Origin of the sequence: Paenibacillus sp. FSL R10-2796, assembly GCF_037965315.1 — a bacterium.
Taxonomy (GTDB): Bacteria; Bacillota; Bacilli; order Paenibacillales; family Paenibacillaceae; genus Paenibacillus_AQ; species Paenibacillus_AQ odorifer.
Genome location: NZ_CP150178.1, coordinates 2,575,725 through 2,588,963, shown reverse-complemented (window position 1 = coordinate 2,588,963; position 13,239 = coordinate 2,575,725). Strand labels below are relative to the sequence as shown.

General features: G+C 46.8%; 10 protein-coding genes. All 10 read right to left on the bottom strand.

The window, feature by feature from the left end; all coding sequences use genetic code 11:
* Window positions 1-33: 33 nt before the first annotated feature.
* Window positions 34-816: an ABC-2 family transporter protein gene (locus NST58_RS11495; RefSeq protein WP_036689373.1), complete on the bottom strand. Its 783-nt coding sequence runs from the start codon at window positions 814-816 to the stop codon at window positions 34-36.
* A complete protein-coding gene (locus NST58_RS11490; protein ID WP_076186659.1) occupies window positions 813-1,634 on the bottom strand; it encodes an ABC-2 family transporter protein in 822 nt (273 codons plus the stop codon). The genes NST58_RS11495 and NST58_RS11490 overlap by 4 nt, the downstream gene beginning before the upstream one ends.
* 49 nt (window positions 1,635-1,683) lie before the next feature.
* Window positions 1,684-2,856, bottom strand: coding sequence for a serine hydrolase domain-containing protein (locus NST58_RS11485; protein WP_339247814.1), 1,173 nt, complete (start codon window positions 2,854-2,856; stop codon window positions 1,684-1,686).
* A gap of 143 nt (window positions 2,857-2,999) precedes the next feature.
* Window positions 3,000-3,398 carry a hypothetical protein gene (locus NST58_RS11480; RefSeq protein ID WP_339247811.1) on the bottom strand — a complete coding sequence of 133 codons (399 nt, stop codon included), beginning with the start codon at window positions 3,396-3,398 and terminating at the stop codon, window positions 3,000-3,002.
* Between the two features lie 161 nt (window positions 3,399-3,559).
* Window positions 3,560-5,116: an extracellular solute-binding protein gene (locus NST58_RS11475; protein ID WP_339247808.1), complete on the bottom strand. Its 1,557-nt coding sequence runs from the start codon at window positions 5,114-5,116 to the stop codon at window positions 3,560-3,562.
* Window positions 5,117-5,173: 57 nt separating this feature from the next.
* Window positions 5,174-7,468 carry a DUF4962 domain-containing protein gene (locus tag NST58_RS11470; RefSeq protein WP_339247805.1) on the bottom strand — a complete coding sequence of 765 codons (2,295 nt, stop codon included), beginning with the start codon at window positions 7,466-7,468 and terminating at the stop codon, window positions 5,174-5,176.
* 2 nt (window positions 7,469-7,470) lie between these two features.
* The gene (locus NST58_RS11465; RefSeq protein ID WP_076218081.1) at window positions 7,471-9,549 is read right to left on the bottom strand and encodes a heparinase II/III family protein; all 2,079 of its coding nucleotides are present in this window, start codon (window positions 9,547-9,549) and stop codon (window positions 7,471-7,473) included.
* Window positions 9,546-10,307 carry a glucose 1-dehydrogenase gene (locus tag NST58_RS11460; RefSeq protein ID WP_076218080.1) on the bottom strand — a complete coding sequence of 254 codons (762 nt, stop codon included), beginning with the start codon at window positions 10,305-10,307 and terminating at the stop codon, window positions 9,546-9,548. Before NST58_RS11460 ends, NST58_RS11465 begins: the two co-directional genes overlap by 4 nt.
* Before the next feature lie 47 nt (window positions 10,308-10,354).
* Window positions 10,355-12,151 carry a histidine kinase gene (locus tag NST58_RS11455; protein ID WP_339247801.1) on the bottom strand — a complete coding sequence of 599 codons (1,797 nt, stop codon included), beginning with the start codon at window positions 12,149-12,151 and terminating at the stop codon, window positions 10,355-10,357.
* Window positions 12,151-13,182 (bottom strand): response regulator, encoded by a 1,032-nt coding sequence (locus NST58_RS11450; RefSeq protein ID WP_076186675.1) that lies wholly within the window; start codon window positions 13,180-13,182, stop codon window positions 12,151-12,153. The genes NST58_RS11455 and NST58_RS11450 overlap by 1 nt, the downstream gene beginning before the upstream one ends.
* Window positions 13,183-13,239: the final 57 nt, after the last annotated feature.

Below are 13,239 nucleotides of genomic sequence, written 5' to 3'. Positions count from 1 at the left end.
TGAAATTCTCCTTCTTAGAGCTAAACTAATCTTTTATCCTCCGGCGCTTTTGTAACTGCGAAGCATGTATGTATAGAGCCAAATTCCGAAGGCAGCAAATAACACACAAGGGATAATCGCTATAAAAAAATAGGGTTCCCATCGGCCAATCAGTGTAGATGCTGGAAAGTAAGCAATCATGGAAACCGGAAACAGAAAAGAACTCACGGCTACGACTGCTTTAGGAAAAATCGTCCCTGGATAACGTCCAAAAGACTTAATGCTCTCAAACATCTCCGGCAAGCGGGAATTCGCTACCCATTTGAAGGAAATCGCTGCCACAATAAGCGCCACGCCGAACATAACAAGCAGCCCTGCGCCAAACAACAACAGGAACAATAACCAAGAGCCGATGGTCATCCCATCGATTCCGCTAAGTGCGTATACGAACATGATTACTCCTCCGCCTAAAAGCCCGATACTTTCGAACTCAAAAGATCTGGCCAACAGCAGAAAAAGGCTCGAGGTCGGTTTAATTAATACCACTTCCAAAGTCCCTTCTACAACATGAGACATCGTATTCCACATAATTCCGTTAAAAAAAATCCCGGCACAAGCCGTAGACAGAATAAAAACGGATTGAATCAACAGCGCCTCTTTAAAGGTCCAACCTGCAAATGAAGCATTCGAATTATAAATGAATACCGTTACTAGAGGAAACAGCACATTCCCTATGAGCATGATAAGACTATTAAGAATAAAATTAACACGATAAGTGATAGCAGAAGCAATATTCGCCTTCATGCAGGTTTTATATATTTGATACATACGTTTCATGCGCCCACCCCCGTAAAATGCTTAAGCGACACCGCATACAGCACCCGGCAGATAACTCCGGCAATAATTACCGCTATGAGCTGCAGCAATAACACTTGAGGAATAGGTAAGGTTATATCCGCTAAAGTATAGCTACCTGTATAGACCATTGCGGGAAGAAAGGCCGTGTATTGAAAGGGTAAGAAAAAGGACGCCATTTGTAAGGATTTTGGGAAAAATACTAATGGAATCAGCGATCCTGAAAATATCCCTTCGCAAAGATTAAAAAAATTACGAATACTAGAGGATTGCACCATCCAAAAAGCGACCATTCCAATACTATAATGAATGAAAAAATTCATCATAAACGCCATAGCTATCGAAAGAATCGCGTATAGTAAATTTGCAGGTAAGACATCAATATGAAAAATAAAGAAAAAGATCATAAAGCAGGGTAAAAATTCAAATAAAAGCCCAAGTACCCTATGCCCTGCCTTCTGAGACAAAGCAAAGAACATATGATTTAGCGGTCTTAACGAAAACGTAATGAATTTCCCGGTACGAATAAGCATTTGTAAATTCCAATCGGCAAAATCCATCGTCAAATAGTTGATCAACATCGTAGCACAAAAATAGGAAAGCATTTGGGAGAGTGACATCCCGTTGATATAAGATTCCCCGCTATAAACAGCGCTCCATATATAATACTGCACTAAAAAGTACACTGGGCCTACAAAAATAGAAACCATCGAATGCGTCCTGTACGCACTCCATTCCTTATAAGTAACAAAAGCAACCGCCCTCATAATGCGAAAGCGGTGCTTTATCATCTCAAACATAAGTCACATCCTGCCTATCTATAGATATCACATAAAAAAAGTCTTTTTCTTATTCGAGTCCGGACCAGATCACATTGTGGGTGCCAAATACCGCTCTACCGTCCCATACCCCTTTGTGAAAAGGAAGATACCAAACGGCAATCAGCTTTTCAACCGGGTCAACGAATAAGGCACAGGCCCCAGCCCCTTCGTGAAAAAAAGTGCCTTCAGAGTAAGAAGTACTCACATTATAGCGAAGGTCTGGTCCCAGTCCGTATGGTCGATCCGCTCCTGCATCTCCCCATGCGTAGTTTGGAATTTTCTCAGAATTAAACCGCTTGGTCATTCTTTGTACAGCCATTCGGCTTAAGATATGACTCCCTTCGTATTGCCCTTGATTAAGCAGCATAATTCCGAACTTTTGCAGATCAGCAACTGTGGAATATAACCCACCACCAGTTTCCGGAACGTTGATTTCTTCCTCAGACCTTTGTCCCGCATCCGTAATTTCCCCGTTTTGCAGCTTCTGAAGATATTCCTTAGCCCTTTCCGAACGAATGGCGATCCTACCAGCTTTTTCTGCTGGTATATCAAAGAAGGTATCTTTCATGCCTAACGGTTTTACAATGTGGTCCATTATGTATTTTTCTGCAAAAGCACCTGTTATTTTCTCGATAATTGCGCCCAAAATCGCGTATCCAAACGATGAATACATCCATTGAGTCCCTACCGGAAAATGAATCCCTTTAGATAGACCGGCTTTAATCCAGTTTTCTTTTCCAAGCTCTGATTCAAAAATATACCACCATGCACTTTTATAGTAAGTATCACTTATAGTGCCAGGATCGGGAGCGATGCCAGAGGTATGAGTCAGTAAATGTGCAATGGTAATCGGCTTAAAAGGGTCGGCATCAAACTCTGGAAGAATAGAACTCACAGGCTGCCCCATAAAAATCTTACCATCATCCGCAAGCTGCCAAATCGCTGTCGCCGTAAATAGCTTCGTAATTGAAGCAACACGAAAAATTGTATCCGTTTTCATTTCCTGGGTGCTTTCTTCTTCGTAACTGAAACGACCTCCGGCAGCACTAGCAAAGATTTTCCCGTAACGACTAAGAGAATAAATATAACCATCGACTACTTTTTTATCACAGAGATCCTCATAAAAATGATTAACTACCTCTAAACGGTCCTCCCTGTAATTCACTTCGTTCAGCTTGCTAAGCTCTGTGGATGATAACATTATTCGCACTCCCCCTTATTATTCAATAAAATACATGATGCATAAATATCTTGCAATAAAACGCAAATAATTGAAAGGGTGATTTTACATATAACTATTTTATACTGCTCCAATAATTCTGTAACAGCAATGCTGTAATCTCGTTAACGGTTTGTCGTTAGAGATTTAACTAGTGCCATTCCACTAACCAGACCAAATACTATTCCATCATGTATGGTTGCGAATTTGAATATCTCCATATTCGAAATGTTAAAATACATTACTAAAGTTGGATACATAAGCAGAAGAAAACTTGGAAGAAACACAATAAACAACAGAAGCCAATTAACAACAAAAGCTTTAGGTAATCCTTCTAATAACGCCAGATAGATTCCATAGACAAACGGGACAATAGCCGTGATCCATACAGTATTTTCTAATTGATAGTTCTTTTGTGCCTCTTCAGTGTAATGGCTAATTAGCGAGTTTCCATAATGTAATAAGAGCGCCCCCACTATGATCCAGACAAGATAATATAAAAGTTTTGAATTCCGCATCTTCATGAAATCACTCCATTTCTTTTTATATAGTTCATTAGAATGTCTCCATTTAACTTACCATATAATCCATACTTTGGATATTACATTAAAGTAAACTGGCCCTAACTAAAAAGGCTACCTCTCGGCAGCCCTTAATTGAATTCCAACTCCCCTGGAGGATAAGTTTATCTGCGAGGCATGGTGACGCCAGCTTTGTTATTATATTTTTCCGTAGCTTCCTTAATGACGTCGTTGCCGCCCTTAGAAAGCCACTCTTCCACAACCTTCGGCCAGTCGCTGATAGGTTCCTTGCCATATACCATCTTTACCATGTGCGTCAGCAGTACCGGAGGAGCCGTGTCCGAGTTAGGTGCAATGTCTGGATTCTTCACCAAGGCATCTAGCCGAGGGTCGAACTGAATTCCGTCACGGCCTTCGTTAGCCAGAATAGTATCGTATACATTGATCAAGCCTCTACCTTCTTCTGTCATGTTAAGGACACCCTTATTATAAGTAGTATCCTGCACCATCCAGAGGAATGACTGGCGGTAGCGCTCCTCATCTATAGCGGCGGAATCCGCAGGAGGAGTGTATACGATTTTGCCGTTCTCTTCCTTATAGGTTTCGTCCTTAATCCCAAAGGTAAAGAAGGTTTCTGCCTCTTCGCTCAGCATCCAGTCAAAAAATTTCACGATATCCGCAGCATTCTTCGTACCTTCCTTAATAAAGTAGGTGCGCGTGGCGGAGCCGTACAAGTAGGAGCCTCCTTTTCCATCAGGTCCCACTGGCGAAGGAATAATCTCCAGCTTGGCGGATGGCGTCGTAGCCTTCAGTTGCTGCTCCCACTGCAGAAGCTCGTTGGCATTCATCGTCCACATGCCCGCTTTGCCTGAGAGAATCGCATTTTTGTAGTTGGTCGGGTTAATGGTGGCAAATTCCTTGTTGATCAAACCCTCTGTATACATGGTGTTGTAGGTTTGCAACGCCTTCATCATATTTTCGCTATCCATAAACTTCGGCTGAACCTGGCCGTTTACTTCCTCGAACATAGTCAGATACGGAAAAACATCATAAGCGCCAAAGAAAGCATCCGCATATTTGAAGTCTTGGCGGCCCATGTACGGGTTCTCTATCCCCAGCTTTTTGAAGGCACGCAACACAGTCAAGTACTCATCGACCGTTTTTGGAACCTGCAAGCCGGTTTGTTCCAGCAGGTCCTTGCGAATCCAAGTCGCCCGGCGGGAGGGATTGGACAGAAACTCCGGTATTGCATAAATTTTTCCTTGATAGGTGACGTTCTCCCAAGCTTCCTTCGGGATTACTTTCAAAAGGTTCTGGCCGTTTTGCTGCAGCAGATCATCCAAGGGCATGAACACACCAGCTTCAACAGAACCAGCCATCTCCTTGCCATTTACGCCGCCCGAACCTTGAACGACATCCGGTATATCATTAGTAGCGAACATCTGCACCATTTTCTGCTCGAACTCTTTATGAGGAACCAACACAATATCCAAGTCTGTGTTTGTCATCTCCTCCAGCTTTTTCACCCATTTGTCCTTATTCAAGTCGGGTGATTTCTCAACATAGTTAAAAGCCAGCGTCCGCATCGAGATCGAGAATTCAGTTTTCTGCGGCGTATTTGATGCGCCTCCGGCAGTCTCTTCTTTGTCCTTGCTCGAGCAACCTGCAATAACGGTAGCACCCATTACGATAGCCAGACAGATGCCAATCCATTTTTTCATAATATAACCCTCTCCTTGTACAATGGGGTGTATACGTAAAATGAAGATATCTTAAGACTAATAAGCTTTTGGGATCTCAACCCGGTGGGTAATTCCCTGATTCGTAAAGTAGACATGAACCCCATGGTCCTGATCGTCCATAAAGTACGATACGTAATCCCGGCTTCCTGCTTTTTGGGGAATCAGAAGAGTGACGATCCGATGGCTTACAGCCTCTTGAGTAGAGGCAGTCAAATGCCAATGCTCGGGCAGCCCTTCCCATTCTTTCGGATCTACATCTGTAAATTGATTGCTTTGGCTAAGTGTCATTTCTCCCGAGGAACTATAGACAAATCTGCCCTCCAACTGAGCTTTTTTACCATGTACTTTAAAAGATTGATCCTTCAGCTTCATGGGATACAGCGTATGAAACAGCCAATCCAATTTTCCCGGACGTTCCAGCTCGACACTGTCTGTGATAACGAAGTAAGCGCTATCAAAGAAAAATATTTCCCGCACATACCGCTTGATATAGGGTACATTCTCGCGGTAGGCTTCGGTGGCATCCATTTGCGTGTAGTTGATTCCGGGCGTACTATACGCCTTCAACACCTTGCCGTAGGCTGCCATGTTCTTCGACTTGTCCGTGCCAGCATATTGGCCTTTGCCGTCAATAAGAATTGCGTTCTTGGAGCGGGTCTGCCTGCGCCACTGCATATGCATCGTACTGTTGAATGCAACGTAATAGCCGCTTTCAATAGCCAAGGGCTCGCCGAAGGCATGCAGCAGGAAGGCGTTTTGATCCCCATGGCTATGGCTCACAGAGCCGTAACGGCTGCTCTTGGTCAACAGCATGATATGTTCCTGCGGATCCTCCATCCGATGATGCATGGCCACCCATCCCACATCCTGAAACCACTTCAAAGGTTCTGCAGCCACCGGTGGCTCTGAAGAAATCTGCGGATAATCTGTGCGATAAACCATCTCATCGAACCGGAAATCCCACCAGCCGTAGTTATAGAAGATCATCTGGGTGTCAGGGTTCAGTTCCTTAGTTTGCTCAAAATACCATTGGTACTGGCCATTCCCGGTTAAACCCGCGAATTGACGGATATTGAAGCCCGTTTTGAGATTGACCGGATCTCCCAGTGACGATTGATCGCCGAAGCTGGCCCTCATGGTATCCGGACTGAAGCAATAGAGCGGGAAGTCACCTGTTTTGCGAAAGAAAGGACGGTCATAGAAATTGATTGCCATGTATTTGCGAATTAGATTGAGCGCCTCCGTAACGAATGCCATCTGAGTGGTCCAATACATCGGACCTTCGGCCCACCCGCCGTCTTTGCCACCCCATGGGGTATACATGGCGGAGAAGTACTCCAGCGTATAATCAAGCCATTCCTGCGCCTTCTCCTCCTCACCCAACATGGAAATACAACAGGGTACGAGAACAGAGGATAAAGAGCGGATCGCATGGCTGTCATAAGGAACTTGATGGATGCGGGAGCGTTCGATGACATGGAATGCGATCTGCCCGGTTCTTAGCAGTAGCGCCTGCCTTACCTTAAGGCGTTCTTCTTCCGTCAGAGAGCCGTGAAGCCAATCATAGCCCCATGCCAACGCTCCGGCTATGCGAAAGGAGCATTCATCGTTGTAATCCCGGCTGGTGGTACCATCTGTGTTCCAGCTTGCAGCATGAAGCAGCCACTCTTTAGCTTTGGCGATAAGCGCCTCGTCCTCCAACACAACTCCAGCTATAGCAAGATGCCGGATAGCATAGAAGACTTCCTGGCAGTCCATATACATCTGCCGCCAAAGTGTGGCGACACGCTTATTATCTGGATACGGTGCAGGCTCGGGAATAAGCTCGCGCTTTGTCCAGGGTAGAACGGAATGCTTCAGGAAGTCTTCCCAGCCAGTTGAAATCGGGTCTTGGCGGACAACTTCCCGGTAAGACGGTAGCTGTTCCGCTTGAAGCCAAAGCCGCGGATGGTTGGCGGATGCAGCTGAATATCGTTCTGTACGGGAAGGCAGTGGCGTTAGCGGCAATTCATCCTCCACCACAAAAGCTCTTACTTTACTCCACTCGGAACGGATATCATTCTCCCCGATAAGACTGTATCGCCAATAATACGAGCCGGGCGCCAACGGCTTATCCGGGGTAAACAAATTATAGGGAATTCTACTGTAGGTCAACGTATCTTCAGACTCAAATTCAGCTTTTGAGGAGATCTGCAGCTCATACATGCTCTCTTCCAGACAAGCAGGCATCCAAGTAAACCGCGGAGGATTCTCTCCAACATCTATATGTTCATCTGGCCCATACGACAGGTCGAGTACGCCGCTGGTAGGTTGAAATAAAGGTTCTAACATCTCTACTCCTCCGTATTCCGGGACTTTTCCTGAATCAGTCCCGCTTTAGGGTCAAGGCAATACACCACTGCTTGCCCAGTTGTTGCTATTTGGATTTGGGGCGGTTCGCCCACCTGACTCACTAGCTTCAGTACAGCAGGTTCGTGACCGTCCCGATAAACCGTAATAAAATCAACCGACGGGCCTTTGTGCCGAAGCATAATGCCTCGTAGCAATCTACTCGGGTCTTCGGCATTACCCGGTGTGCGGATTTCATACATAGTGGAGCCGGGCGCCAGTAGAGTACTCGTGGATACTTCATACTCCCTGCAGGTGCTCACTCCATCATAACGGATATTCCACTCCGTATTTAACGGACAGTCCGTCTCATTTTTCATTGCGGACAGTACTTCTACTGAGCCATAACCCGCTTCCAGTCCAAGGACTGCCGGAGAATCCTTCTGGACACGGTGAGGGTCGAACGGTAACAGCAAATGTCCCGTCGGATGAAACCATAAGTCTACTTCCTGACTCCGCTCCGTTACTTGCTCAACATGAAACCAATCCAGCAGCCAACCGTCGGCCAATACAAGATGCCGCTCTAGAACAGCTCCTTCATAGGCGCCGTCTGAACGAATCCATAAGTACGTAGCGTTGCCTTCCTGGCGAAATTGACAGCAGCTTCCGGTATGTGGAGCTTGGGAACGACCTCCGATGGTGACCGTGTTATGGCTCGCAGTTTCGGAATACCATTCCTTGCGCAAAACAGATCCATAAGGAACCATACCCAGCTCGGGAGCAACCTCTCCCCATCGGTGCATAATCGTGATATGAAGCTTGTCGAAATGTCCATGTGATCCGCCATGCTCTCCGAAATCCGCCAGCACGGACAGCGGATTGCCCGGATGGCGGAGCACGGCGAATCCGGAATCCGGCAGTAGGACAGAGTCTCTCACCCTGTAACTGGTCTGAAGTTCCTTACTCTCACCTGCTCCATACAGCACTGCCTCCAGACCAGTCCTTAATTCCTGCCCGTATAGATATCTATAAGCATTCGCCAGTATTGGCTGGAGACTCGGGTCTTTGTAAACCGCAATACCTATTTCAAATACTTCAGCAATTTCTCGGGCGAAAGGAACGCGCGCATAAGGACCATCATGCACGGCTGGAAGCTCCCCGTTATCGCCGCTAAGCTCTGCCAGCAACTGAAACATGCCACGGATGGATTGTCCCTGTTCTCCTTTGGCATCATAGAGGTCAACCCCGAAGCGCCCGTACATCTCGGCTGCTATGAGATAAGCCCGCAATACAAAAATATGGTAGTACGTGCTGCCTTCAAATTCAAAACCATCTGGCTTCACGCCAATGGACAGATGATGATAGAATCCGCCTTCTCCCTCCAGCAAAGAAGCAAGCTTTTCTCTGGTACCTTTGGCGGCATATACACAAGCCAGGCTGGCATTCAGCCATGCGGTATAGTTGTTCTCTGCATTCTTCTTCTCGTAAATGAGGATGTGGCGGTATTGCTCCATACTCTCCTCCAGCATCGTGAAGAACACTTGCAGCTTTACCTCTTCCTCCCCAGTGAACGTTACTCCATGATCCACAAGCAGCAGATAGGCCCGAATAAGCGTAGTGGACCAGATAGCCTCTGTCAGCGCCTGATGAAAAGCACGGCCACTAAGCATCCAGGGTTGAGCATCGGGATGAACCGGATACAAAGGAAACTGCTCCGCATAACCGACAAGAATCTTCCGGGCTAAGCTGCTGTAGAATTCTTCTCCGTCTGCGGCGAATACCACGGCAGATTGCAGGGCGTATCGCGCCATTGCCTGATGCCGGTATACCAGCCATGCTCCCCGGTAGGGTTCACCTTCCAGCTTGCAGCCCTTCGGGCAAGAAAAGACAACCGCATCTTGCTCCATAACATCGAAGATTAGCTCAGTATGATGCTGGGGACATACATATTGGTGCCACCAGCCACCAGGTTCTGTCGGGAGCAGAATCTCTTCTCTCCGGAAGGGATCCAGCTCCATTTTCAATTTATCCACCTCAAGACCAACCCAGGAAAAAGTATCTGCTTTCTCCTTAAGGTTCATCATCGCATGAACAAGCCTCCGTTAATTTCAATAATTTCGCCTGTCAGATAATCCGACAGCTCTGAAGCAAGGAAGAGTGCCACATTGCTCACATCCTGTGGAGCACCTTCCCGGCCCAGCGGAATCTTCGCAATCGTTGCCTGTCTTGCCGCATCCGCAGTAAAGGTAGCATGGAAAGCGGTCTGACCGATAAATCCGGGAGAGATAGCGTTTACATTAATCCCGTAAGGACTCAGCTCTTTGGCAAGTCCCTTGGTATAAGACCATACCGCAGCTTTGCCCGCTGCATAAATGGAAGCCCCCGGTCCGCCGCCGTCATGGGCCGCAAGGGAAGATACATTGATGATTTTACCGCTTTTCTTGGCAATCATCCCTGCGGATACGGCTTTGCAGGCAAACACGCATGATTTAAAATTGACGTCCATCACCTTGTTGTAATGCTCTTCGTTCATTTCAGTATTGGGAACCCGATTGATCATGCCGCCTGCATTGTTGACGAGAATATCGATGGTTCCGCCGAAATGCTCCTCTATTTCCTTCACCATATTGTCCAGTTGACCAGGACTTGTTGCGTCTGCCTGAAAAGCATAAGCTTCTCCTCCGGCCTGACGGATCGCGTCCACCGTCTCCTCCGCAGAACCGAACAAATAGTTTACCGCCACTTTGGCGCCGGAAGCAGCCAAAGTCTCCAAGATTTGTCGGCCTATCCCTGCATTAGACCCTGTAACAAGCGCAATTTTACCAGTCAAATCAATTTTCATTGCCTATTTCCTCCTAATAGTAATTATTTCTGAAAACATCTTTTTCCTCACTCCGCAGGCATGGATAAGATCAACCGGGTTCCCTCATTCTCCACGCTTTCGACACTTAATCCGTATTGTTCACCGAACACCATTTGAATTCTCCGGTGCACGTTCATGAGCCCGATTCCACCTCTATGATAGAGGGAGTCTCCTTCCGTATCCGCCAGCTGATTCAGATTCAGCTTCTCACGAAGCTTATCAAGCCGTTCGCGGGACATCCCTGCGCCGTTATCCTCTACAAGAACTAGAAAACGATCTCCCTCTTTTCTGGCGTCGATTCTAATATAGTGCTTGTCTTCAATTCCCTCGGGAAACGCATGCTGAAAAATATTTTCGATCAAGGGCTGAAGTGTCAGCCTGACCATCTTAGCCAGTAGCAGCGTCGGCGGAATCACTACGTCAATTTCGAACTCTCTGCCGATCCGGTGCTTGAGAATCGTCATGTAGCTCAGTACATGATTAAGCTCATTGGCAATCGTAATTTCCTCCAGATTAGTTTGGATAGAGTAGCGAAGCATGAATGCCATGGCCTCCACTATTTCTGTGATTTCATCCGAATCCTGAACGACCGCATAACATTTGATAGTCTCTAATGTGTTATATAGATAGTGCGGATTAATCTGCAGCTGGAGTGCCTGGAATTCAGCTTGATGACGCTCCAGAGCCTCCTTCTGGGTGGTAAGCTCCGCTTCGTATACCCGCTCAATCATTTCGGACAGCCGGGTCACCATGAGATTGTAGCTGCGCATCAATCCCCCCAGTTCATCCTGACGGCCGTTCATCTCAAGCCTGCGCCACTTGCCTTTTTCCGTCTCCCTCATGCCCTCCTTAAGAGTCAGGATGGGCTTCGTGATGGATCGTCCGAACCAGGCTGCAAGGAGCAGTGTGCCGACAAGCGTGAGAACTCCCACCACCAGCGTGGTCGTACGAATGGTAGAAATAGGCTTGCGCAGCTCACCAACGGGTATGGATACTACAAGCTGCCATTTGGAATATTCGGATTTTCTCGACACGAACAAATACTCTTTCCCGTCTACTTTTTCCACCACAGAGTCATTTGGGTGTTGAAATACGTTCTGAATGTGCTCAGCAGATAAACCAGGGTGATTATTATTCCCTTCCGCCCGGTAAAGGAGCTTGCCGAATTCGTCCATGATAAAATAGGACCCGCCCTGTCCCAGATCAAGAGGTTCCCATATACGGGCCAGATCCTCAGCCTTAAATTCAATGGCGACTATACCTTTGGGACGATAGGAAGAGACCCCTCTGATTCGGCGGACCATCGTAATAATGTTCTTATCCCCTTCATTCATCACATTCGTGTTGAGAATGGTGATGCGGCCGCTCTCCGGCGTATGTTCGCTTAAGAAACGGTAGCGTTCCTGAGGATGAAACTGCAGGCTATGTGCCTGATAGGAGTTATCATCGCTAATGGCCTTGCCGTGTTCACCGATGACGTACATCAGATTAATCTGGGGATACAGAATAAACAAAGAACGAAACAAATACTTCTGAATGTCATTCGTATATTGATAGTAGGAGAAGCTATCCTCCGGGTCCATATCCAAGAACTCCTTGACTTGATTGTAGGACAGGATGGAATCGCTAGCCTTTTCATAATTTTGCAAATACAGATCCGTTTGATAAGACGCACTTCTGATGACTTGAGCAATGGACTTCTCAGAAGACTTATCCAGCTCAGCCGAAGCCTGAAAATAAGAGATAAATCCAACCATGGACAAGGATAGAAGAATGACGGTCAGAAAGGAGGCAAACAGCTTGTTCGACAGACTCTTTCTCATCAATCGATCCCCAGCTGGTTGCGGTACTCAGAAGGAGCCAGCCCGGTGAACTTTTTGAACGTCTTCGTAAAATGAGGATGGTCTGCATACCCGACTTCATAGGAAATATCGGTGATCCGATAGCTTGCATCGGCAAGTAATCTTTTGGCCTTCTCCATCCTGCGTTTTATGCGGTAATGTACAAAGGTCTCTCCTGTTGAGTGCTTAAACATCTGGCTGAAATAAGAGGCATTTAGCCCAAGCACTTCCGCCACTTCTTCCAGCGATACTTCCTGGGCGAGATGCTTTTCAATAAATGCTTTAGCTTCCTCTATCGGATCCTTCGCTTTACCCTTGCGCTTTCTACGAAGCTCTTCCAATATAGCTGCTGACGCTTCTGCGAAGCAGTGAAATAACTGCTCAGGTCCAGCTGCTGCGGACAAGTCTAACACGCTTTTACCGGGTGTAACTGAATTGACAAGCAGCTTCTTCACGAGTAAAGCATAGCCCTCTTCCAGAAGCTCTTTTTGCTGAATCCGGCTCATCTTACGCTGGAGGAAGTCAGTTTCCCATTCCTTCAGTACAAGGTACAGCCTTTCTTTATCCAAGGTCCAGATGGCATCATCCATACGCACGACCCATTCATCGAGCTTAGCGACAGAGACAAAACTCTCTAACTTCTCTCTATGCGCTTCCAGTTTGGCGATCACATTTTGAAGGTTCCCTTTGCTCACGGGTTTCAGGAGATATTCTTTCACTCCATAGGACACGCATTGGCGGGCGTATTCAAAATCCCCATAACCCGAGATGACAACAGTCTGAATATCCGTCTCCATCTCCGACAGCCGCCGGCACAGCTCCAGTCCGTCTACCTTGGGCATACGGATATCTGTAAAAAGAAAATCCGGCTGCTCCTCCATAATGAGCTGGATGGCCTCCTCGCCATTCTGGGCCAGCTTAATGTTATACGGATGCTCGCCGCATTGCTGGATCATGATAGAAAGTCCCTTTCGAATCATGGGCTCGTCGTCTACGATTAATACACATCTCATCCATGGATACCACCTTCCGATTCGTCTCGCTTAACGCGTTCCTATTCTACCACACTA